Origin of the sequence: Mycobacterium sp. 4858 (genome assembly GCF_900240975.1) — a bacterium.
Classification (GTDB): Bacteria; Actinomycetota; Actinomycetes; order Mycobacteriales; family Mycobacteriaceae; genus Mycobacterium.
The window spans coordinates 621806-644125 of sequence record NZ_LT968775.1; the positions used below are offsets into that span (position 1 = coordinate 621806).

Here is a 22320-nt window from a genome sequence, read left to right on the forward strand (position 1 = left end):
GGACCTGGGAAGAGACGTAGGGAAAGCCATGAACGCGCGTGTCGAGCAGCTGGAGTTTCAGGCGGAAGCACGGCAACTGCTGGACCTGATGGTCCACTCCGTCTACTCCAACAAGGATTCGTTTCTGCGGGAGCTGATCTCGAACGCTTCCGACGCACTGGACAAGTTGCGGCTGGAAGCATTTCGCAACAAGGACCTCGACGTCGACACCTCCGACCTGCACATCGACATCGAGGTCGACAAAGACGCGAGGACGCTCACCATCCGCGACAACGGCATCGGGATGACGCGCGACGAGGTGATCAACCTGATCGGCACGCTGGCCAAGTCGGGCACCGCCGAGCTGCGTCAGCAGCTGAGGGAGGCCAAGAACGAGGCCGCCTCCGAGGAACTGATCGGCCAGTTCGGCATCGGCTTCTACTCCAGCTTCATGGTCGCCGACAAGGTCGAGCTGCTCACCCGCAAGGCCGGCGAGAGCGAAGCCACCCGGTGGGAATCGAGCGGCGAGGGCACCTACACCATCGAAGCCGTCGACGGCGCTCCGCAGGGGACGTCGGTCACCTTGCACCTCAAGCCCGAAGACACCGAGGACGAGCTCCACGACTACACCTCGGAATGGAAGATCCGGGGCCTGGTCAAGAAGTACTCCGACTTCATCGCGTGGCCCATCCGGATGGAGGTCGAGCGGCGGACGCCCGCGACCTCGGACGAAGAGGGGGAGAGCGGCGAGGAGACCGTCACCAAAGAGGTCGAGACCCTCAACTCGATGAAGGCGCTGTGGGCCCGGCCCAAGGAAGACGTCTCCGAGGAGGAGTACAAGGAGTTCTACAAGCACATCGCGCATGCCTGGGACGACCCGCTCGAGATCATCGCGATGAAGGCCGAGGGCACCTTCGAATACCAGGCGTTGCTGTTCATCCCGTCCCACGCCCCGTTCGACCTGTTCAACCGCGACGCCCAGACCGGGATCCAGCTCTACGTCAAGCGGGTGTTCATCATGGGCGACTGCGACCAGCTCATGCCCGAATACCTGCGCTTCGTCAAGGGCGTCGTGGACGCACAGGACATGTCGCTCAACGTGTCCCGCGAAATCCTGCAGCAGGATCGGCAGATCAAGGCCATCCGCCGGCGGCTCACCAAGAAGGTCCTCTCCACCATCAAGGAGCTGCAGGCCGAGCGGCCCGACGACTACCGCACCTTTTGGACCCAGTTCGGGCGGGTCGTCAAAGAGGGGTTGCTGTCGGACTTCGACAACCGCGAGACCTTGCTGCAGATCTCGTCGTTCGCCTCGACGCACAGCGAGGAGGAGCCGACCACCCTCGCCGAGTACGTGCAGCGCATGAAGGAGGGTCAGGAGCAGATCTTCTTCGCGACGGGGGAGACGCGCCAACAGATCCTGAAATCGCCCCACCTGGAGGCGTTCAAAGCCAAGGGCTACGAGGTCTTGTTGCTCACCGACCCGGTCGACGAGGTCTGGGTGGGAACGGTGACCGAGTTCGAGGGCAAACCGCTGCAGTCGGTCGCCAAGGGTGAGGTGGACCTCAGTTCCGAGGGCGACGAGAGCGAAGCGGAGCGCGAGGAGCAGCAGAAGGAGTTCGCCGACCTCCTGAACTGGATGAAGGAGACGTTAAGCGAACATGTCAAGGAGGTACGGCTTTCCAGTCGCCTGACCGACTCGCCGGCCTGCCTGATCACCGACGTCTTCGGCATCACCCCTGCCCTCGCCCGGCTCTACCGTGCCTCCGGGCAGGACATCCCGGTGGGCAAGCGGATTCTCGAGCTCAATCCGAACCATCCGCTGGTGACCGGACTGCGCGCGGCGCAACAGCAGGCGACCGGCGAGGCGGAACTTGCCCAAGTCGCCGAGACGGCCGAATTGCTCTATGGCACAGCGCTTCTCGCCGAAGGTGGCGCGCTCGAGGACCCGGCGAGGTTCGCCGAGCTGCTCGCCGACCGGTTGGCCCGCACCGTCTAGCCCGGGATTTGCCAGAGTTGCCGTAGCAGCGTTCGCGTTCGGCTTTGCCCGCAAATCGGCGATTAGCCGATTGAAAAGTCGCTGGCAGGGATAATCACATCCCATGGTTGAGTTTCGCGTTATCGACCCACGTGGCCGGGTCGTCGCGACGAGGGATTTTGCCAGCGCGGAGTCCGCGCACGCATGGTTCATCCATTCGATCGGCGGCAGTACCGAGCTCGGTTGGCGCATGGAAGTCAACGACGACGGCCAGTGGGCTCACTTTGACGACACTCAGGGCTTCACCGCACCGGTGAGCCACCGTCCCCCAAAGCGCTAATCGTCGACCGGGGCCCGCGCTTCAGCCGGGCCCGATCACGAAGCAGCGGCCGGTGGCGCTGCTGAACAGCACCTCTTGCACCGTGGACGGCGCGGCGTTGGGGAATCCGAAGCGATGCACCTGTTGGCCCGGTTCGATATCGGCGTCCTGCGACTCGGTGGTGCCGTCCTTCTTGCGCACGAGCGCCGTGATCTTTTCCGGGCCGGACGGGTTCTTCGGGTCGCGGAAATACCAGACCTCGATTCCAGACCCGGTGTCATCGGCGCGCCAGCCGTCGGCGTAGTAGCACGCCGGATTCCCCTCGGCGTCGGGTGGCGGTGGCGGACAGATGGACAACCCGACGCAGGTCGGCGTGGTCGTGGCCGTGGGGGATTCCGCCGGGCCGTGCGGCGCGCTCGAACTGCTGGACGCTACCGGTTTGGTCACGCTCGAGCTCGAGGGGCTGGGCGGCGCGGCGTGCTGGGCCCCGCACGCCAGTAGGCCGGCACATCCCATCGAGACGACGGCGATCAATCGCGCGGCTGGCACAGACATCGAGGCGCCAACGTTATTGGGTCGTCGTGGTCAACGGTGCGGCCTGAGCCAGGGGAGCGAGGGCAATCCCCACGGCGATTGCTCCAGCCGTGATCAATCCACGAAGCATGTTCGCGAGCCTCCTGTTAACGAAACGGCGGTGGTTGCTGCTGACTACCGAGCTAACACCGTGAAGTGGCCGCCCAGCAAGGGGCGGCCGTCGTGCCGCGGCCAACGCACCGCTGGGCCCCACGTAGGCTCCGAGGAATGCACGTCGACGCGATGACGGTCCCCCAGCCGCTGCAGCAGATCGGCGACCTGGCCCGGCGAACGCAATCCGCGGGGTTCTCGGGCCTGTTGTTCACCGAGACGGGCCGGACGGCCTACCTCAACGCCGCCGTCGCGTCCCAGGCCGCGCCGGGTCTCGAGCTGTCCACGGGGGTGGCCGTGGCCTTTCCGCGCAGTCCCTTCATCACTGCCGCCACGGCCTGGGAGCTTCAGGAAGCGACCGGCGGGAACTTCCGGCTGGGCCTGGGCACCCAGGTACGCACCCACGTCGTCCGGCGCTACGGAGTGGCGTTCGAGCGGCCGGGCCCGCGGCTGCGCGACTACTTGTTCGCCGTCAAGGCGTGCTTTGCGGCGTTTCGTAGCGGGACGCTTGAGCACCACGGCGACTTCTACGACCTCGACTTCATCACCCCGCAATGGAGCCCGGGCCCGATCGCGACGCCCGATCCGAAAGTCGATATCGCAGCGGTCAACCCGTGGATGCTGCGGATGGCCGGCGAAGTGGCCGACGGGGTGCACGTGCATCCGATCGGCGAGCCGGGCTACATCGACCGCCACGTCCTGCCCAGCATCGCCGAAGGGGCGGCGAAAGCCGGCCGCTCGCCGTCGGACCTCGCAGTGATCGTGCCGGTGATGACCATCGTCGGCGACACCGACGAAGAGCGCGACAAACAACGAGAAGCGGTGCGCGCCAGCATGGCCTTCTACGGCAGCACACCCAACTACGCGTTCATCTGGGACCAGGCGGGGTTCGAGGGCACGACGGCCCGGATCCGGGAAAAGCAGAAGGCCGGGGACTTTGCCGGGATGGCGGCCCAAGTCAGCGACGATCACATCGCCGCCTTCGCCACCGAGTCGACGTGGGACGGGTTGGCCGGCGCGCTGACGGACAAATATGCCGGAAAGGCCACGCGCCTGGTCCTTTACAACGCCGTGGGCGACCCGGAGCGTTTCGAGCGGTACGGCGAGGTGGCCCGCCGGATACGCGACGCGGTCAGTGGCTGAGCTGGATTGCCTTGACCACCAACAGCAGCGCGCCGATCACCAGGTAGCCGCGCAGCGCGATCATCCCGAGCCGGGTGCCCGGGGACCAGACGACCGGCTCCAGCAGGGTCAACGGTGGCATGCGCCAGGCGTTGCGGTCCACGCCGCGCGCCGGCAGCTGGGGGGCGGGGAGCGCCGGTTGGCGTCGGGCCATCAAGCGCAGCACCGGTATGGCGGCAACGGCGAGAAGGACCAGGGACAGAGCCAGGTAGCCGGCCACCGCGACGACGTCGAGTTTGGGAAACAGCGTGGTGGCCATCAGGATTCCCGACAGCAGCAACAGCGTGCCGACGATCAGCCCGGCGACCCAGTTGAGCCAGGGCCGATTGACCCACGGCCCCAACACTTGTGGGTCGTTGCACAGCAGCAGCAAGAAGACGCTGGCGCTCGGTAGCAGCAGGCCGGCCAGGGCCTGAACCGCGGTGGTGATCAACCCGAGCGGCGCGCCGGGGATGAGCACGATGGCCGCGGCCAACGCCACCATCGCGGTGTAGGACAGGTAGAACTGTTTGGCGTCGGCGAATCCGCGGTGCAGCGAGTGCTTCAGGCCGAACACGTCGCCGAAGGCGTAGCTGGTGGCCAGCGTCACCGCCGCGGCGCCGATGATCGAGGCGTCCATCAAGACGATCGCGAAGATCGAGCCGAGCGCGCCGCGCTGTTGGCCGAGCAGGTGCGCCGTCGCGCCGGCGTCGGTGAAACCGCCGACGGTGTTGGTGGAGCGCGCCGCCCATTCGCCAGTCATCACCAGGGCCGCCGCGCCGATGACGACGACGAAGGCGCCCAGCACGGTGTCGGCGCGCTCGTAGCCGATGAATCGCGGCGTGATGCGTTTGTCGACGACGTTGGACTGCTGGAAGAACAACTGCCAGGGGGCCACGGTGGTGCCGACGATGGCGATGATGAGCAGCACCGCGTCCGAACTCACCCCGCCCGAGATGCTGGGCATTACAAAGGACTTGGCGGCCTGACCCCACTGCGGATGGGACATCAGCAGCATCGGGATCTGCAGCAGGGTGATCGCGATGAAGATGAACATCGCGCGCTCCCAACGACGGAAGCTGCCGCTTGCCATGATCGCCACCAGCGCCACCGCCGAGATCGGCACCACGACGTATTTGGAGACGCCGATGTATTCGGCGGCCAGCGAGATGCCGATGAACTCGGTGACGATCGTGAGGAAGTTGAGCAGGAAGAGGTCCCCGACCGAGAACCAGCCCCAGCCACGGCCGAACCGTTCGTTGATCAGCCGGGCGTGTCCGACGCCGGTGACCGCGCCGAGCCGGACCACCATTTCCTGATTGACGATGAGCACCGGCACCAGCAGCAGCAGCACCCACAGCAGGGAGTAGCCGTAGTTCTGACCCGCCTGGGCGTAGGTCGCCACGCCGCCGGCGTCGTTGTCGCCGACCATGACGATGATTCCCGGGCCGACGATCGCGAGCAGGGTCAGCAGCCGCGTCTTCCAGGTGCGGGGGTGCTCGGTCTCGCCGACGCTGATCCGTCCGAACGCGCCCTCGATGTCACCCAGGTGCGCGGTGTCGAGCACCGCGCTACGGGCCGTCTCCTCGCTACCCGTGGTCACAGCCCGTTACCTCCCGGCGCGCGCGTGTGCTGGTCGCCGGGTTGGGTGGGCTCGCGGACGGGACGCGGCGCGGGTTCGCGCCGCCGCCAGTCCTCGGGGATGGTGGCCTCCAGCACGTCGTCGACGGTGACCACCCCGAGCACGCGGTCCTGGTCGTCGACGACCGGGATGGAATAGAGATTGAAGTCGGCCATCAACAGCGCGACGTCGGTCAGGTCGGCGTCGGCGGTGACCCGCACGGGATCCGAATCCATCAGTCCCTCAAGGGTTTCACCGGCGGCAGCCTGCAGCAGCGTGATCACCGAGACCACACCGTCGAGCCGCCCGTCCTCGCCGAGGACGTGCACTTTGATGAGCGCCTCCGGCTGGATGGTGTGGGCGGTGGCGAGCAACCTCAACGCTTCCGCCGCCGTGCTGGTCGCGGCGCAGGAGACGAAGTCGACGTTCATCAGCCCGCCGGCACTCTCGGGGTTGAACCCCATCAAGGTGATGACCTTGGTGCGCTGGGGGCCGGGCATCAGTTCTAGTACCCGTCGCCGCCGCGACTGGCGCAGATCGGCGATCGCGTCGGCGGCGTCGTCTGCGCGCATCCGGCCGAGCAGCCCGGCGACCTCGTTGTCGGGCATGCCATCGAGAAGGCGGCTTGCCTTTTCCGGCTCCAGCTCTTCGAACACGTCCGCTTCGAGTTCGGGGTCGCTGCGCACGCGGTCGAGGATCTCGCCGCCCTCGGCCTTGTCCGCCTCCTCGAGAAGGTCGGCGATCTCGGCGGCTTTGAACTCGCCGAAGCGATCCGACAAGCGCCGCACGGCGTCCGAGCGAGCGTCGCCGATCAGCGGTTCGAATGCCTTCCAATCGCGAGCGGCGTGCCCACCGGACTGCTTGATCAGCCCGAACAACCGTGGCGGCCGTCGGGTGTCCACGCGCGTCAGCATCCACCCGGCGCCGGTATCTTCCAGCTCCACGTCGTACGCCCGGATCAGCTCCACGTTGGCGACGTCGATCAGCCGGTGGCCCAACACGTCGGCGCGCAACAGCACCTCACCGTCGCGCCGCTCGAAGCCGCGGAGGTCAACCTTGTTCTTGGTCAACAGAACTCGCTCGGCGTTGTACTCATCGATGGATTTGTCACCGATGAAGACCCGCCGCCCGCCGACCCCGGCGACGATGCCGGTCACCAGTGGATACTCGTCGGTGCCGCGCAGTCGCACGATCACGTCCTCGACCCGCCCCACGGTCTCCCCGGCGCGGGCCAGCACCGGGGCGCGCAGCAACTGTGAGAGGTGAATCACCGGCCGCCCCCCGCCAGTTTCGGCCGCCATCTCCGATGCGCTCATTCAGTTCCCTTTCGACACCCCACGACCGACCGCCCGAAACGATTCCGCGACAACGTGTGCAGCTACGGCTTACCGCCAGTATCGGTGGTGGCGCAAGTGTTGTGGCTTGACCGGGTTCGGCCGCAAGATCGTACGCCGGGGTCCCGGCGAGCAGCTACTGCAGGTAGGTGAACGCCGGGCGGCCAGAGGGGTTCGGGGGACGCGCGCCGGTACGCCACCCTGTTGCCCGCCTATTGCTTGTCGACCTTTGCAGCGATCTGGTTGGCGATGTTGACGCCGAGGTCTCCGACGTCCTTGCGGCACGCGTCGACGTCGATGACGACGTTGTTGCGGACGGTCAGCGCCCGCTGACACGGCATGGTGACGTTCCCGGCGTTAGCGGTGACGGTCACCGTCACGGCGGCGCGCACAACCCCGTTGGTGGTGGCAACGTCGCCGACCTTCCACTGCAGTTCCGGTTGACCGCCCTCAGCGGGAACGGTGTCCTGGCGGTTGGCGCAGGCCGGCCACCGCTGGGACGAGGCAGTGAAGAATGCGGTCGCCTGATCCGGCGAAGGAAACAACACCACGAACTGATCGACGTCCGGCCTTTCCATGTCGGTCGCACCCGGGGGAGCGGGTGCGACGTCGTGGTAGCCGTAGACCGCGCTGTTCCCGCTGTCGGCGTAAACGCCTTCCAGGGCCGCGCGGATGGCATAGGCGCATTCGGGGGGAACCGTGTAGTCACTGCGCTTGACCGGGTCTAGTACCAGAGCGGTTTTCGGCGGGTCGCTGTAAGTACCCGTGACGCCGAGCGCGGTGTCCAGCTCGGTCGGGCTGAGCATGAGGTTGGCCAGCTGGTCCTTCGTCAGGGGCCCCTTCGGCCCCGCCGTGGTGGTCGTGGTGGACGGCGAGGCGGCGCCGCCCCCTTCTTTGTGGGCGCAACCGCAGAGCAGGATTCCGACGGAGGCGGCAACGGCGACTGCGGTTTTCAGCTGGCGCATGTCGAGGCCCTTCCTGCTCGAGTTCCCTCTCGAGCATCTTCGCGCGCCCCCAGCGCGTCGGGTGTTCACGAGTTGTTCGCCAACGAAGCCTACGACAGCAGCCTTCTCCTGCGAGGAAAATCCGCACCAAGCGATATGTTCCCGGGTGTCCGCAGTGAACTTCACCTCGGTGGCGCCGATCGTGCCGGTCCGAGACCTCGATGCCGCGATCGACCGCTATCGACGACTTGGGTTCGACGCACGCAAATACGACGGCCCCGAGCGTTACGGGTTCGCCGACCGCGGACCGGTGTCGATCCACCTCACCGAATGGGACGAGCACGACCCGCTGCGGACGGCCGCCGGCGTGTATCTCTACGTCAGCGACGCCGACGCTCTCTACGCGGAGTGGGCGGCGCTGGAAGGCCTCGATGGCCGCCTGATCCCACCGCAGGACACGGACTATGGTCTGCGCGAATTCGCCTACGTCGATCCGGACGGCACCGCGCACCGCGTTGGCTCGCGCATCCAATCAGGTTGATACCGCGGGCGTTTCGCCGGCCGGCGGGGCGGCGGCCTGGCTGTGGGCCAGCGCCACCGTCGCCGCGGCCATGACCGCGACCGAGACGCCCAGCGCCACCAGGCCGACATCGTTGGTCCGGAGCGTCTCGCCCAGCACGGTGACACCGAGCACCGATCCGACGACGGGCTCGGCGACGGTCACCGCGGGCAGCGACGCGGTGAGCGGGCCCGCCCGAAACGCCGACTGCTCCCAGGCGGTGGCCGCGATCGCCACCACCACCCACACGTACAACTCGGGTGTGCGGAGCAGGGCGGGGATGCCGTGGTCGAGCTGGTCGACCACGCCTTTGGTCAAGACCGAGAACAGTCCCCACAGCGAGCCGGACATCAGCCCAAGCAACAGCGCCGCGACCGCGCCCGGGAACATGCGCGCGCCGATCACGCACAGGATGAGCGCCGGACCCATCACCAGCGCCACGATCGTCCATATGTGCACCGACCCGCGGGGAGTCCCCTCCTGGGGGTCGCCGACCGTCACCACGATCGCCACCGCGGCCGCCAGCAACACCGCCCAAAGCGCTTGCCAGGCAGTAATTCTGCGGTGGTTCACCCGGGCGCTGATGAGCAACGCGAACAGCAACGACGTCACCAACAGCGCTTGCACGAGCACCACCGAGCCGAAGCCCAGCGCGGCGGCCTGAAACCCGAACCCGGCGCCGGCCACCAGGCTGCCGGTCCACCACTGACGGTCGCGCAGCAGCCGGCGAAACAGGGCGAGGGTGCCCACCGGTTCGTCGGTGACCTGTTGGGCGGATCGCTGCTGGATGACGTCGCCGATGCCCACCATCAGGGCGGCCGCGACCGCAAGGACCGCCGCGATGTCTGCTCTGCCCACCGAGATCTCCTGTCCCATCAGCCCGACGCACGTCTCACCTTGCCAACCGATCCAAGGACTTGCGACCCTAGACGGTTGGGTGGCATCTGGCGGAATCTCGGGTCACGTTGCGCGCAGAAAGCAGACAGTGGAGGTCGCCACCATGACAAACCGACGGTTGTTGCGTGTGCTGGTGTGGCCACCCGCCGCCGTCGCCGGCATTCTGGCGGCGTTGTATCTGCTCTTGCTCGGTTGGGGAACGCTGATGCGGGTACGACGCATCAGCGACTGGACGCGGCAGCTCACCAAGCGGGGAAATCCTTACCTGCGCAAGATCGCCGGGACCCGACTGGGAATGCTCTACTTCAACCTCAGCGCACTGGAGCACGTCGGGCGGCGAAGTGGCCGAACCTATGTGACGCCGCTCAGCGCTTATCCGCTCGGTGACGGTTTCGTGCTCGCGGCGGCGTACCCCCACGTTGACTGGCTGGACAACGTGCTGGCCGCCCGCACCTGCAGGCTCACCTGGAACGGCGCACAGTATGCGCTGGAAAACCCCGAGCTAATCCCGCGGGCAGCGGCGATGGAGGCTTATCCCTTGCTCGTGCGGCCATTCCTGGCAGGCGCCGCAGGACAGAACAAGTTCGTCTGGCTCCATCGCACGGCCGAAGGCGAAAGCGCGCAAGTCAATCCGGCGGTTGCAGCAGGGGAGCGCGGCTGATGAGTGACATCGGTGTGCTGGCGACCGAGGCGATCGGCCTGCTCATCGACGCCGTGGACCGGATTCCGCCGGAGAACTGGGACCGCCCGTCCAACCTCGAGGGCTGGAGCCTGCGCGATCTGGTGGGTCACGTGACCGGCAGCGCAGCGAAGGTGGTGACGCTCGTCGAGGACGGTGAAATCTGGGATCGTCCCTCTGCGCCGTCGGACTGGGTTTGCGACGACCCGGCCGGGCGGCTTCGTGGACTGGCAACGCGGCTGGACGACGCGCTGCCGGGTGCCGACCTCGACGGGATGCGGAAATCGCCGGAAGGCCAGGTCCCTTTGCGCCGGGCGCTGACTTTTCCGGTTTCGGACCTGGCCATGCACGCCTGGGACATCCACCGCTCGCAAGGGCGGCTGATCGAGCTGCCCGCGGACCTGCTCGGGCTGTGCCGCGGTTTGGTGGAGTCGCTGCCGGAGCCTATGTTGCGGCGACCGGGCGGCTTCGGACCGGCCCAGGCCGCGCCGGATGATGCGACACCGACTGCTCGACTCATGGCTTTTCTCGGGCGCTCAGTCGACGCCGGGGCCGTGCGGCACAACTGATTTGCATTCAGCCCCTGCGTCGCATCAGTCACAAATCCACCACGAGTCATTGCCGCCGGCAGGGACGGATGCGCCGTGGGTGACCCCCCGGGGCGTCAGCTGTTGCGTCTGATTTTGAGCGCGGTGGTGATCATCGGGATTTGCAGCGGCAGCCGGGCCAGCGCGGCGATGCGCATCGGCCAGGGCTTGCCCCACCACAACCGGCACATGTTGACGTTGGCCGGGAACACGCCGACGAAGAGTGCGGCGGCCGCCAGCGCGGCCTGCCGTCGGGTGCGCGGTGGCACCAAGAGCGCGCCGATGACTATCTCGGCGACTCCCGATGCGTAGGTGTAGAGCCGCGCGTCGCCGGGCAGCTCGGCGGGGACGATGTCGTCGAACGGCTTGGGCGCCAGGAAGTGCAGGGTGCCGACGCCCACGAGCATTGCCGCGATGCGGTAGGCCGTGTTCTGGGTCGCGTCGGATCCAGCGAGGGGGGTGGTCATCGACCTATTGTGTCTTGTGCCGTGGTGAATGTGCTCCAGCGGACCGCCGTGGGAAAGATCGGTCCAAAGCACGCGAATCGACAGCCGGGGTTTCGGCGTGCTTCCTCCTTGACGAGTCGGGCGGTGTCCTCGGCGAATCCGTCTCGGGAGTAGCGGTTGAGGATCTCGTCGAGGTTGTCGGGGTGCAGCGCCCATTGCTGGGCCAGGACGTCGACCAATCCGCCCACACGGAGCCAGTGAGCTATCGCTCCGTATCGGTGCGCCGGGACGAACGGGTTGAGGTTGGTCGTGATGGCCAGGGCCACGCTGTCCTGACGTGAGCCCGTCCACCCGGCGGCCGCCGCGATCTCGCGAGCCTGTCTGGCGCCGGCGACGGTGAAGCACCCTCGCCGACCGGGGTCGAAGAGCCCGACGTCGTGGAGTAGCGCTGCGACACAAAGCGCTTCGCGGTCGATTGGGTCGGGGTGACCGCTCAACTCGTAGCGGATGGCCGTGAAGTAATAGGTGCGGTAACTGTGGTTGACGATCTGCGGGCTGGCGACGGCGCGCAGGCGCTCCTCGGCCGCGCGGACTGCGTCCGTGCGCGGCGGTGCCCACTGCGCCAGGTCGATTTTTCGGGGAACCTCGGGTGCGGCAATAGGAAAGCGGCGGAGCGCCCAGCGCAGTCGGGGAGCGGCGTCACCGAGTAGCACCGCGCCGGTGCCGGCGAGCAGAGCCAGGCGCTGGGGCACCGACAGCGGCGGGCCGCCCCGTCTTTCCCATTCCAGCGAGCCAACCGGGGGCGTGTGGACCATCGGTCACTCCGCTCTCGTCGGGTGTGCGTCAAGGAAGCCCTCGATCGCGGTGACAAGGCGATCGGGCTGCTCTTCGGGGATGAAGGTGCGGCTGCCGGCGATTAGTTCAAATTGGCCTTGCGGCAATAGCTTTGCCAGCCGCCGTCCGTGGTCGCGGGGAAAGATCTTGTCGTTGTCGGCCCAGAGCACGAGCGCGGGTTTGTCGAAGCCGGTGAGCCGGTCCGCGGCCTCGAACGTGTATTTCGTGTCGACCGCTCGTAGCATGCGCCGGAAGTCGCGCCTGACTCCCGGGTTGAGGCGCACGGGGTCGGTGAAGGAGCGCATGATGTCTGGGGGCATGGGCCGTGAGGTCACAAACCCGTAGGCAGTGGGCAGGCGCTGGATCGCCTTGAACTGCGCCGTGTAGGCGACGATCCAGGTGAGTAGCCGCGAGCGTGCCATCACCTCCAGGTACTTCTGTGGCGTCGGCGGGAACTTCTCGAACGCGTCGCACGAGGTGAGCACCAGGCGGGCGATCCGTTCAGGGTGGCGTCCCACCAGCGCCTGCGCGACGGCGCCACCCGTGTCGTTGGCGACGATCGTGACGTCGTCGAGGCCCAAGGCGGCGATGAAGTCCGCGGTGATCCGGGCCATGCCGGGCAGCGACAGATCTGCATCGGCTTTCAGCGGCAGCGAATGCGAGCCCCACGGCAGGTCTGGCGTGATGCATCGATGGCTGCGGGCCAAGCGCGGCACGATGTTTCGCCACAGATCGCCGTTGACGCCGACGCCATGCACGAACACGATCGGCGGGCCATCGCCGCGGTCGCGGTAGTTGATCGCGCCTTGCGGGATGACGACGCGACGCTCCTGGCCAAGATCGGCACTGATCGACATGAGAGCATACTTGCATGGTGCAAGTAGGTCGGCAATGGCGCGACTCAATGTCGCGCCGGACGGCCTTCCCACGCAGCCAGTTGAGGCGGTGTCAGGGTGGTCGGCTCGCCATCCGCTCCGACGGCACCGGGCGCGGGCACGACGCGCAGGTCGCGCAGCCCGATGGGTTCGTCGCAGTGCTCGCATCGCAGCGCGCCACCGGCCTCGTGATCGCAGCCGGTGTGGAGGATCAGGACCTCGGGGCCGTCCGGACCCGGTTCGTGTCGGTCGGCCCAGGCCGTCAGCGTCAACACCACTGGGAACAGGTCGCGGCCCTTTGGGGTCAGGTGGTACGAGCCGCGCGACCCGCTGCGCTCCAGCACGCCGTGATCGACCAGCTTCTGCAGCCGAGCGCTTAACACATTTGTCGCCAGCCCGAGGCTGCGAAGGAATTCGTCGTAGCGGGTCAACCCGTGGAAGGCATCGCGGACGATCAGCAGCGTCCAGCGCTCGCCGAGGATCGTCAGCGCACGGGCGAGCGCACAGCTCTGGCCCGTGTAGTCGCGCCCAAGTGGCATGGTGCAAGTTTAGGCCGCCGGCGGTTGCTTGATTGTTAGCGCCGTCACAGACCGCGGGGTCCGCAACCTAGCCCGTTACTATTGCTCATACGGTATTGAATACGATTCCATCCACCCGTTGCTGCCGACCGCAGCCAGACACTTCGAGGTTGAGCACATGGCCACACCCGTCATTGTCGGAGCGGTTCGGACGGCGATCGGCCGTTCCTTCAAGGGCACGCTCGTCAACACACCCCCCGAGACGCTGATCACCACGGTGCTTCCGGAGGTGGTGCGCAGGTCCGGCGTCGACCCATCCGCGATCGATGACATCATCTTCGCCGAATCCCATTACGGCGGCGGCGATTTGGCGCGTTATGCGGCGACCGCGACCGGCATGGAGGACATTCCCGGCCAATCGGTGAACCGGCACTGCGCGGGCAGCCTGACCGCCATCGGAAACGCCGCGGCCCAGATCGGCTCCGGGATGGAACGCGTCCTCATCGCCGGCGGCGTGCAGTCGTTGTCGATGACGCCGCTGACCAACTGGCGAATTCCCGGTCCTGAGCTGAAGTTCCAGGAGCAGTGGATGCCGCCGACACATGTGGAGACGCCCGATGCGCCCACCCGGGACATGTCGATCACCGTCGGCTGGAATACGGCGCAGGCGGTCGGCATCACCCGCGAGGAAATGGACGCTTGGGCCGCGCGCTCGCATCAGCGCGCCATCGCTGCCATGGATGCGGGCAAGTTCGTCGACGAGATCGTCCCGCTGAAGGTCACCCAGCTCGACGGTTCGGTGATCGACTTCTCCGTCGACGAGCATCCCCGCCGGGACACCACCGTCGAGAAGCTGGCCGCACTCAAGGTGCTGCACCCCGAGATCGAGGGGTTCTCGATCACCGCGGGCAACAGCAGTGGCACCAATGACGCCGCCGCGGCGGTCGCCCTCGTCGATCGCGAGTACGCCACCGCGGAGAACCTCAACGTGATGGGCACGGTGCGGGCGTGGGCCGCCGCGGGTGTCGCCCCCAGGGACACCGGGCTGGGTGCCGTCAAGGTCATCGGCAAGGTGCTGCAGCGGGCCGGTCTGTCGGTCGGCGACGTGGCGCTGTGGGAGATCAACGAGGCGTTCGCCTCGGTACCGATCGCCGCGTGCCGCGAGTACGGCCTCGACGAGGAGAAGGTGAACTTCTCCGGTAGCGGGTGCAGCCTCGGCCACCCCATCGCGGCGTCGGGCGCGCGCATGGTGACCACGCTGGCCTATGAGCTGGCCCGCAGGGGCGGCGGCATCGGCGTCGCGGCCATGTGCGCGGGCGGCGGCCAGGGCGGTGCCGTCGTCATCGAGGTCTAGCGGCGATCGCGAGCGCGGCGAAGCCGGGCGAGGCGGGTCGCCGCCATTGGGCGCGGCGATCGCGAGCGCGGCGAAGCCGGGCGAGGCGGGTCGCCGCCATTGGGCGCGGCGATCGCGAGGTCTGGCGGCGGATCGCCGCCATCCGGTTCAGCAGCGGGTCGCCGCCAACGGGTCTGCCTAGTTGCAGAACGTGTAGCCGATGAACTGGGTGCCGCGCGTATCGCCGCTCGAGTAGTTGGCGAAGTGGACGGCCGGCTGTCCGTTGTACTGGGCGTTCATCTTCTGCACGTTTGGTGGGGGGACGTCTTTGGGGAAGGCCAGGATCATGTCGGCGAAGATGTTCAGGCCGGCCTGGCAGATGGCTTCGCGCCGTGGCGGTTGCGGATTCCACGCGTGTACGACAACCGGCTCCGTCAGCTGATAGCCCGCCGCACAATTCGGGTCGCAGACCTTGAAGACGGCCGTGCCGGTCCCGTCGGCGCCCTGCGGCCCCCACGCGCTCCACGACATGCCTTGCAGCGCAACGGCGACGCTCGCGCAGCCCAGCACGTTGAGCCGCTTCGGGCGCTCGACCGGCGGAGCGGACAGGTTGTAGCAACCAGGGATGGCGAAGCTCTGCGGCGGTGGCGGCAGCGACGTGGCCGGGGCCGCGGCTTGACTGCCCTGGGTCACCTTGAACCCGACAAAGGCGAGTAGGCCGCCCAACGCGAGCGCCGAGACGATGCCGATCACGATCAGGCGCCCCCGTGGAACGCGTCCCAGTCGGCTCAACAAAGGAACGTTGCCCCCGCTCACGTTCAACAGATTACGACCGAACCGTTCCGCCCGGGGTGGTGCCCGTCAGCCTTCGCCTAGGCAGGGTAAAGTTGGTCAACGCTACCAACTTAAGGATTGTGATGGCCCTGCGACTGACGGATGACCACGAACTGGCGGCGCGGTTGGCGACCGAGGCCGGGCGGCTCCTGCTCACGGTGCGCGAAGAGTTCGCCGACGCCGACGCAAGCGAGCGGAAAGCCGCGGGCGACAAGCGATCCCACGATTTCTTGATGGCGGCTCTCGCCGACGAGCGGCCCGACGACGCGGTGCTGTCCGAGGAGGGGGCCGACAACCCGGTTCGGCTGCGCTCGGAACGCGTGTGGATCGTGGATCCCCTGGACGGCACGCGGGAATTCTCCGAACTCGGGCGCGACGACTGGGCGGTGCACGTCGCGCTGTGGGAGGCGGGCGAGTTGGTTGCCGGTGCGGTGGCGCTGCCGGCGCAGGGCATCACCCTGGCCACCCCCGAGGTCGATTCGCCACCCGCGGCCCCGGGCAAGCCGCGCATCGTCGTGTCACGCACCCGGCCGCCCGCCGTCGCCCTGACCGTCCGCGACGCGCTGGACGGCGTGCTGGTGGAGATGGGCTCCGCCGGAGCCAAGGTCGCGTCGCTGGTCCAGGGATTGTCAGACGTCTACGTGCACGCCGGCGGCCAGTTCGAGTGGGACTCGGCCGCCCCGGTGGCCGTGGCCCGCGCCGCCGGGCTGCATACGTCGCGCATTGACGGGTCCCCCCTGGTTTACAACCAGTCGGACCCGAAGTTGCCCGATCTGGTGGTCTGCCGGCCCGAGCTGGCCGAGGCGGTGCTCGCGGTCACGTCGGGGCCGAACGTCGGCTAGTTGCGCCGAGCACGCCCAAATCCCGACGTGCGGCCTCATTTTCTCGGCAGGGCACGCGACTACGTTTGAGGAATGCTGACGAGTTCTCCGTGCGATGGCTTTCGGCTGGCCTACCAACGTCACGGGACCGGCGGGCAATCGGTGATACTGCTGCACGGATGGCCCGGCGACCACACGGATTACCGCCACGTTGTACCCCTGCTGGACAAGGATTTCGACGTTGTGGTTCCTGACTTGCGCGGGTTCGGACGGTCGGACAAGCAGCCCGTCGACCCAGCCCACGGATACGGTGCCGCGGCCCAGGCGTCCAGCATCGTCGGCCTGATCGATGAACTCGGCTTGCGGCGACCTGTCGTCGCCGGCTACGACATCGGAAGCCGGATAGCTCAAACCCTGGCCACGGATCGGCCGGGGCTCGTCAAGCACCTGGTCCTGTCGCCTCCGCTGCCCGGCGTCGGAACCCGCGTGCTCGATCCGGACGCCCAAGAGCAGTTCTGGTACCAAGCGTTTCACCAGCTGTCACTGGCGCACGAGCTGATCGACGGAAATCCCCGTGCCGTCCGCAGGTACCTGTCTCACTTCTGGGGGGCATGGTCCGGCCCGACGTTCGGGCTCGCGGATGCCGACTTGGAGCATCTCGTCGCCGCCTATTCGCCGCCCGGCGCTTTCCGCGCCTCGATTGCCTGGTATCGGGCGGGTTCCGGAACGGTGGCGACCGCACCGGGCGAACGGCCACCGCGGCGGGACCAACGCATCAGTACGCCCGCGTCCGTGCTTTGGCCAATACGCGATCCGCTGTTTCCCCCCGTGTGGTCGGATCGCCTCGACGAGTTCTTCACGGACGTTCAGCTGACCACCGTCGATGGCGCCGGCCACTTCGCACCGCTCGAATCCCCAGACGAGTTCGCCGACCTGATACGCCGCGGGGCGATTGCCGCGTAACAGCCCGATCCCCGAGTGCCGCCGCAACCGTGGGTCCAGCCGCGTTCACAGCCGGCGCCTGCGCCCCTTGGCCTCCTCGGTCCACTCCTTCTCGATCCGCCCGATCTCGAGCGAGAGCAGCGTGAGGGTCGGGTTATCGCAGTGGATTTCGTGTCCGGTGCGGTACTTCGCCGTTTCACCGGTGGCGGGCAGGTGTGGCCGTAACCCCTCGAACCACTCGTCGCCCACGACATTGGGCGGATCGCCGTCCCTGGGTCCGCAGGCCCATTGCCGGTAGGCATCCCGGGCGTCGGCCAAGCCGGCCCGCCATCGCTGAATCGTCTCGCAGCGTTGCCCGTGCAACTGCAAGATCATCTGGTGCTTGTGGTCGGCACTGCCCATCATCCTGGGCAGCACGGTGTCGGAGACCGACCTCGCGACGCCCGCCGCCCCCGCGGCCGACGCGCCCACCACCATCCCCATGAGACCCATCAACGCACCGTCCATGCGCTGATCGTTCCATTCGACACCGGCCGCCCGACGCGGAGCCCGGCGGACGAGCCGTCGGCGGGGACCTACGATCGTGCCGGACCAGTGTCCGACGGCCTAGCGGAGCGCAGCGATGTCGCGGATCGACACCCACCACCACGCGATGCCGGCGTTCTACCGGGAGCCGTTGCTAAAAGCCGGGATTGGCGAGGCGGGCGGGCGCTACCGGAGTGGAGCCCTGATGCGTGGTCAGCGCAGGGCCTGCTGCCAGGACAGAATGCGTTCGGCCAGTTCGGGTCCGGAGTCTTCCTGGATGAAGTGACCGGCATTGATGCGGGCGTGCGGTTGGCCCGCGGCGCCGGGGATGTGCTGGATCAGGGGACGGTCGGCCCGCCCGAGGATGGGGTCGCGGGCGCCGAAGATGGCAAGGCAGGGTTTCTCCCACTGCCCCAGGACTTTCCATGCGGCTCTGTTGGCGGGGATCGCGGGATCGTCCGGTGAGGTCGGCACCAACTGAGGGAAGGCCCGGGCCCCGGCTTGATACGACTTGTCGGGGAACGGTGCGTCGTCCCCGGCCCGCACCCGGGCCGGAACCCGCCGCACGGTCCCAACCGAGACGATGCGGCCGGCGGGCAATACGGGGGAGTAGCGTGCGAACGCCCGCCAGGCGTAGAAGGCGGGCGGGGTGGGCCGCTGCGCGGTGGGCAGGAAACCATTCGCGACCACCAGTCGCGCGATGCGGTCACCCTGCTCGGCGGCGATGCGCAGCCCGATCAGCGATCCCCAGTCCTGCACGAACAACGTCGCGTCCTTGAGGTTGAGCCGCTCGAACCAGGAGGTCACCCATTCGACGTGCCGCTGATAGGTGTAATCGCCGATCCGGCCGGGCTTGTCGGAGCGACCAAAGCCGATCAGGTCGGGCGCGAGCACGCGGTTCCCGGCGTCGGCGAGGGGCTGGATCATCGTCCGGTACAGGTAGCTCCAGGTGGGCTCGCCGTGCAGCAGCACGATCGGCGGCCCATCCGCCGGGCCCTCGTCGAGGAAGTGCATGCGCAGCGGCTGCGTGTCGCTCGCCGCCACGTCGAGGTAGTTCGCTACGAACGGATACCCTTCCAGGTTTTCGAATCGGGAATCCGGGGTTCGTAGCACATGCATATTCAGCTCCTCCGGTGGGTGGGCGCCTTGAGTTAGCCTCTCGCGGCGACGCCAGTTCGTCTAGTGGGAGATTGGGAGATTTCATTGGGCCCGGCGTTGACAGGACATTAAACTGGCTTGTTCATGGCGATTCGGCGTGCGGTCCTGCTCATTGCCGACATCAGCGGCTACACCCACTACATGCAGTGGAACCGCACCCACCTGGCGCACGCCCAGTTGACGGTGGCAGGGCTGCTGGAGTCGGTGATCGACGCCGGCAGAGGCATGAAGCTGGCCAAGCTGGAGGGCGACGCCGCCTTCTTCTGGGCGCCCGACGGCGACGCCAAAGTGCTGGTGTGTGACCGGCTGTCCCGGATGCGGGAGGCGTTCATCGCGCGGCGCGAGCGCTTCAAGAAGGATCTGGCCTGCGAGTGCGCGTGTTGCGCGCAGCTGGACAACCTGTCGTTGAAGTTCGTCGTCCACCAGGGTGAGGTGGCCGAGCAACGGGTGAAGCGCCACGTGGAACTCGCGGGCTTCGACGTGATCCTGGTGCATCGAATGCTGAAAAACCTGGTGCCCGTGGTCGAATACGTGTTGATGACCGATCCCGTCGCCGCGTGCCTGGACGAATCCGTGCGCTCGCAGTGCAAACCGCTGATGCACGTGTTCGACGACATCGGGGAGACGTCGACGCACTACATCGACCTTGCGACGGCGCAGGTTTCCCTCGCTCCGGTCCAGTCCAACTTCTTTCGCCGGTTCGGGGCGACGATGAAGCTGGAATTGAGCTCGTTGCCCTTCGTGCTCGGGTTCAAGGAGCCCGCCGAGGGGTTCCGCAACCTGGGTCGCGGGGCCGAGGAGATCCCCGCCTAACCCCTGTCGGCGAGCGCCCGGCCCATCCGGGACACGGCCTCGGTGAGAATGGCCGCCGAGGTCGCGAAGTTCAGCCGGACGTGCCCCGCCCCGCCGGTTCCGAAAACGTGGCCGGAACTGAGCGCCACCCGGGCGTGGTCGCGGAACCACCGGGCGGGCCCGGACAGGTCGGCGACCACCGCAGGGCCGTCGGCGGCGTCCTCGACGAACCCGAGCTCCCGGCAGTCGAGCCACGCGAGGTAAGTCCCTTGCGGCCATTGATATTTCACACTCGGCAGGTGTTCGGCGACCAGATCGCCGAGCAGCCGGCGGTTCCGGTCGAGGCCGCGCAGCAGCTCGTCAAGCCATTCGCCGCCGGTCCGGAAGGCTTCGGCGTGCGCGATGACGCCCAGGTGGCTCGGCCCGTGACTGACCTCCTCCGGCATCCGGCGCAGATCCGCGGCCGCCTCCGGGCCCGCGATGGCCAGAGCCGCCTTCAGGCCGGACAGGTTCCACGCCTTGGAGGCGGACGTCAGGGCGAAGGCGTTCTCCGCACCGGGGACGGTCAGGTACGGGGTGAACCGCGACCCGGACAGGACGACGGGTGCATGGATCTCGTCGGAGACCACCCGGACGGCGAACCGGTGGGCGAGCTCGGCGACCTGGCGCAATTCCTCGCTGGTGTGCACCGAGCCGGTCGGGTTGTGCGGGTTGCACAGCAAGTACGCGACCTTGCCGCCCGCAGCGCCGGCACGCGCGAACGCGCCCTCCAAGTTGCTCAAATCGATTCGTCCGTCGGCGTCCAGTGGGGCCTCGATCACGCGGCGGCCGTCGTGCGAGATGAACGCGTAGAACGGCGCGTACACGGGCGGGTTGACGACGACGGCGTCACCGCGGTCGGTGACCAGACGCAACAGCTCCACGGCGCCGAGCATGACGTCGGGGACGATCGCGGTGCGGCCGACCTCCAGGTCGTGCCATTGCCAACGCCGCGAGGCGAACTCACTCACCGCTTCGGCAAATGCAGTGCCGCAAGGGTATCCGGTGTCACCGATGTCGATGGCCCGGCGCAGGGCCGCGGCCACCGTCGGCGCCAGGTTGACGTCCATCTCGGCAACCCAGAGCGGCAACACGTCGTCCGCGTACGCGCGCCACTTCATGCTGGTGCGCAGCCGCAATTGGGGGAGGGTGAGTTCCTCGAGCGGGTTAAACGTCACTCGGCCAGATTGTAGGGCAGACTAGGTGGCGAACGCGTGCTTGGGAATCGTCAACGGGAGATCGACCGAACTCAGCAACCCCGGTTCGGCGGCAACGACATACGGCACGGCGTTGACGACGCGCATCGCGGTGGCGACCATCGCGCCGGCCCCGGACGTCATTCCACCGACGCCGGCCTTGCGCGGATCCTTGAGGGTCGCCGCCAGCGTGCAATCGATGTCGGGATCGCCGCTGATGATGACGCGGTAGGAGAGATCCCCGATCCCCGTGGGCCAGTCCGGCGCGACGTCGTGAGCCAGTCGGGTGACGTGCTCGATGACGATGGCCTCCCGGCCGACTACCACGCCGGTCGCGCGCATCCGCAGCGCCCCACACGTTCCGGCCTCGACGGTGCCCATGGCGACCTCCAGCGTCCGGTGGGTGATCGCGCGGTCGAAAGATTCGCGGACCTCCTGGACTTCGACGCCGAGCGCGTCGGCGACCAACCGGATCTGACCCTGCCATTCGCCGGCGATCGCGCCCGGGAAGCCGATCCAGGGCTGGTAGTCGAGTGGCCGGCCGAAACCCAGTGCGTCGCTCATGATGTCGGGGACGCCGTAGTCGTCGTACAGGCCGATCTCGAACGCGTGGATCTTCTCAATGGAGGACGACTGGGTGGACAGCACCAGGGGCAGGTAGTCGGCGGCGAAGCCGGGCTCGATCCCCGACGCGTACAGGGAGACCTGGCCGTGCTTGGCGGCGGCGACCAGTTGGTCGCGCCACTCGAAGGGTTCGTAAGCGTGCGGGTTGACCAGCCGGGTGGTGCTGGTCGTGACGACGTTGATACCGGACTCGAGCAGCCTGACGTAGTCCGGGATGGCCAGCGCGTCGCGTTCCGGGCCGCTGGCGGCGTAGATGACGCAGTCGGGATTCAGCGCAATGAGCGCGTCCGCGTCGGTGGTGGCTTTCAGGCCGATCGGCTCGCCGTTGGCGAGCTCGCCCGCGTCTTTGCCGTTTTTCTCCGGCGAGTGCACCCACACACCGGCCAGCTCCAGATCGGGACGCCGTGCAATGGTGCGGATGGCGATCGACCCGATACCGCCCGTCGCCCACACCACAACCCGATGAGTCGTCATTGGTTCCTCCTCGGTGCGGGCACGTCACGAACACCATGAAAGTGGGGGCGGCCGTTGCCCTTACGCAGCCTGTGATCTGAAGCTAACAGCCGCGAGTCAGCGCGGTCAAGGCCTTAAGAAAGCGCGCACTATCTTAAAGAACAAATGTTAGGTTATGGTGCTGCTGGTGT

Annotated in this window: 24 protein-coding genes; 10 read left to right on the forward strand and 14 right to left on the reverse strand. The window is 67.5% G+C overall.

Translation table 11 applies throughout. The features are described from left to right. The first annotated feature begins 28 nt into the window (after window positions 1-28). Window positions 29-1975, forward strand: coding sequence for a molecular chaperone HtpG (gene htpG, locus C1737_RS02850; protein ID WP_102417163.1), 1947 nt, complete (start codon window positions 29-31; stop codon window positions 1973-1975). Between the two features lie 103 nt (window positions 1976-2078). Further along, complete coding sequence (locus tag C1737_RS02855) at window positions 2079-2294, forward strand: hypothetical protein (protein WP_068096751.1); 216 nt, start codon at window positions 2079-2081, stop codon at window positions 2292-2294. A 21-nt stretch (window positions 2295-2315) separates the two neighbouring features. On the opposite strand, the gene C1737_RS02860 is transcribed toward C1737_RS02855, so the two are convergent. Continuing rightward, the gene (locus tag C1737_RS02860) at window positions 2316-2828 is read right to left on the reverse strand and encodes a hypothetical protein (protein ID WP_233214632.1); all 513 of its coding nucleotides are present in this window, start codon (window positions 2826-2828) and stop codon (window positions 2316-2318) included. Between the two features lie 246 nt (window positions 2829-3074). Between C1737_RS02860 and C1737_RS02865 the strand changes: the two genes are divergently transcribed. Further along, the gene (locus C1737_RS02865) at window positions 3075-4100 is read left to right on the forward strand and encodes a TIGR03617 family F420-dependent LLM class oxidoreductase (RefSeq protein WP_067917484.1); all 1026 of its coding nucleotides are present in this window, start codon (window positions 3075-3077) and stop codon (window positions 4098-4100) included. Here C1737_RS02865 and C1737_RS02870 read toward each other — a convergent pair. From C1737_RS02870 to C1737_RS02880, 3 genes are all read right to left on the reverse strand, one after another. Continuing rightward, window positions 4090-5721 carry an Nramp family divalent metal transporter gene (locus tag C1737_RS02870; protein ID WP_102417164.1) on the reverse strand — a complete coding sequence of 544 codons (1632 nt, stop codon included), beginning with the start codon at window positions 5719-5721 and terminating at the stop codon, window positions 4090-4092. The genes C1737_RS02865 and C1737_RS02870 overlap by 11 nt on opposite strands. Then, window positions 5718-7040 (reverse strand): magnesium transporter MgtE N-terminal domain-containing protein, encoded by a 1323-nt coding sequence (locus tag C1737_RS02875; RefSeq protein ID WP_102417752.1) that lies wholly within the window; start codon window positions 7038-7040, stop codon window positions 5718-5720. Before C1737_RS02875 ends, C1737_RS02870 begins: the two co-directional genes overlap by 4 nt. A 245-nt stretch (window positions 7041-7285) precedes the next feature. After that, the gene (locus C1737_RS02880) at window positions 7286-8038 is read right to left on the reverse strand and encodes a sensor domain-containing protein (protein WP_102417165.1); all 753 of its coding nucleotides are present in this window, start codon (window positions 8036-8038) and stop codon (window positions 7286-7288) included. Window positions 8039-8192: 154 nt separating this feature from the next. Between C1737_RS02880 and C1737_RS02885 the strand changes: the two genes are divergently transcribed. Beyond that, entirely contained in the window at window positions 8193-8558 is a 366-nt protein-coding gene (locus tag C1737_RS02885; RefSeq protein ID WP_102417166.1) for a VOC family protein, read from the forward strand. Here C1737_RS02885 and C1737_RS02890 read toward each other — a convergent pair. Beyond that, the gene (locus C1737_RS02890; RefSeq protein WP_067917581.1) at window positions 8550-9434 is read right to left on the reverse strand and encodes a DMT family transporter; all 885 of its coding nucleotides are present in this window, start codon (window positions 9432-9434) and stop codon (window positions 8550-8552) included. The two genes, C1737_RS02885 and C1737_RS02890, sit on opposite strands and share 9 nt — an antisense overlap. A gap of 127 nt (window positions 9435-9561) precedes the next feature. Here C1737_RS02890 and C1737_RS02895 point away from each other — a divergent pair, with 127 nt between their 5' ends. Beyond that, entirely contained in the window at window positions 9562-10134 is a 573-nt protein-coding gene (locus C1737_RS02895) for a hypothetical protein (RefSeq protein WP_068096766.1), read from the forward strand. Continuing rightward, the gene (locus tag C1737_RS02900) at window positions 10134-10721 is read left to right on the forward strand and encodes a TIGR03086 family metal-binding protein (RefSeq protein ID WP_102417168.1); all 588 of its coding nucleotides are present in this window, start codon (window positions 10134-10136) and stop codon (window positions 10719-10721) included. The genes C1737_RS02895 and C1737_RS02900 overlap by 1 nt, the downstream gene beginning before the upstream one ends. Before the next feature lie 95 nt (window positions 10722-10816). Here the strand turns inward: C1737_RS02900 and C1737_RS02905 are convergent, their stop codons facing one another. Genes C1737_RS02905 through C1737_RS02920 form a run of 4 tightly spaced genes read right to left on the reverse strand, consistent with a single transcriptional unit; the run spans window position 10817 to window position 13433 of the window. Next, window positions 10817-11206 carry a MauE/DoxX family redox-associated membrane protein gene (locus C1737_RS02905; protein ID WP_067917498.1) on the reverse strand — a complete coding sequence of 130 codons (390 nt, stop codon included), beginning with the start codon at window positions 11204-11206 and terminating at the stop codon, window positions 10817-10819. Further along, the gene (locus C1737_RS02910; protein WP_102417169.1) at window positions 11203-12000 is read right to left on the reverse strand and encodes an HD domain-containing protein; all 798 of its coding nucleotides are present in this window, start codon (window positions 11998-12000) and stop codon (window positions 11203-11205) included. Before C1737_RS02910 ends, C1737_RS02905 begins: the two co-directional genes overlap by 4 nt. A 3-nt stretch (window positions 12001-12003) precedes the next feature. After that, window positions 12004-12876, reverse strand: a complete 873-nt coding sequence (locus tag C1737_RS02915; protein WP_158243944.1) for an alpha/beta fold hydrolase — start codon at window positions 12874-12876, stop codon at window positions 12004-12006. A gap of 44 nt (window positions 12877-12920) precedes the next feature. Then, complete coding sequence (locus tag C1737_RS02920) at window positions 12921-13433, reverse strand: helix-turn-helix domain-containing protein (RefSeq protein WP_102417171.1); 513 nt, start codon at window positions 13431-13433, stop codon at window positions 12921-12923. A 157-nt stretch (window positions 13434-13590) separates the two neighbouring features. Here C1737_RS02920 and C1737_RS02925 point away from each other — a divergent pair, with 157 nt between their 5' ends. Then, on the forward strand, window positions 13591-14766 hold the full coding sequence (locus C1737_RS02925) for a thiolase family protein (RefSeq protein WP_068096825.1): 1176 nt from the start codon (window positions 13591-13593) through the stop codon (window positions 14764-14766). A gap of 177 nt (window positions 14767-14943) precedes the next feature. Here C1737_RS02925 and C1737_RS02935 read toward each other — a convergent pair whose 3' ends face one another. Beyond that, entirely contained in the window at window positions 14944-15498 is a 555-nt protein-coding gene (locus tag C1737_RS02935) for a hypothetical protein (RefSeq protein WP_369807512.1), read from the reverse strand. 164 nt (window positions 15499-15662) lie between these two features. On the opposite strand from C1737_RS02935, the gene C1737_RS02940 reads away from it, so the two are divergent. Further along, window positions 15663-16421, forward strand: coding sequence for a 3'(2'),5'-bisphosphate nucleotidase CysQ (locus C1737_RS02940; RefSeq protein ID WP_102417172.1), 759 nt, complete (start codon window positions 15663-15665; stop codon window positions 16419-16421). 72 nt (window positions 16422-16493) lie between these two features. Continuing rightward, a complete protein-coding gene (locus C1737_RS02945; protein WP_102417173.1) occupies window positions 16494-17363 on the forward strand; it encodes an alpha/beta fold hydrolase in 870 nt (289 codons plus the stop codon). Window positions 17364-17408: 45 nt separating this feature from the next. On the opposite strand, the gene C1737_RS02950 is transcribed toward C1737_RS02945, so the two are convergent. Together C1737_RS02950 and C1737_RS02960 are read right to left on the reverse strand one after the other, a co-directional pair. Then, window positions 17409-17849: a hypothetical protein gene (locus tag C1737_RS02950; protein ID WP_068096782.1), complete on the reverse strand. Its 441-nt coding sequence runs from the start codon at window positions 17847-17849 to the stop codon at window positions 17409-17411. Between the two features lie 231 nt (window positions 17850-18080). Beyond that, window positions 18081-18986: a haloalkane dehalogenase gene (locus C1737_RS02960; protein WP_102417174.1), complete on the reverse strand. Its 906-nt coding sequence runs from the start codon at window positions 18984-18986 to the stop codon at window positions 18081-18083. A 123-nt stretch (window positions 18987-19109) separates the two neighbouring features. Between C1737_RS02960 and C1737_RS02965 the strand changes: the two genes are divergently transcribed. Further along, a complete protein-coding gene (locus C1737_RS02965; RefSeq protein WP_102417753.1) occupies window positions 19110-19838 on the forward strand; it encodes a DUF2652 domain-containing protein in 729 nt (242 codons plus the stop codon). On the opposite strand, the gene C1737_RS02970 is transcribed toward C1737_RS02965, so the two are convergent. Together C1737_RS02970 and C1737_RS02975 are read right to left on the reverse strand one after the other, a co-directional pair. Continuing rightward, window positions 19835-20977 carry a MalY/PatB family protein gene (locus C1737_RS02970; protein ID WP_369807513.1) on the reverse strand — a complete coding sequence of 381 codons (1143 nt, stop codon included), beginning with the start codon at window positions 20975-20977 and terminating at the stop codon, window positions 19835-19837. The two genes, C1737_RS02965 and C1737_RS02970, sit on opposite strands and share 4 nt — an antisense overlap. A gap of 78 nt (window positions 20978-21055) precedes the next feature. Then, a complete protein-coding gene (locus C1737_RS02975; protein WP_102417176.1) occupies window positions 21056-22150 on the reverse strand; it encodes a dihydrodipicolinate reductase in 1095 nt (364 codons plus the stop codon). Window positions 22151-22320: the final 170 nt, after the last annotated feature.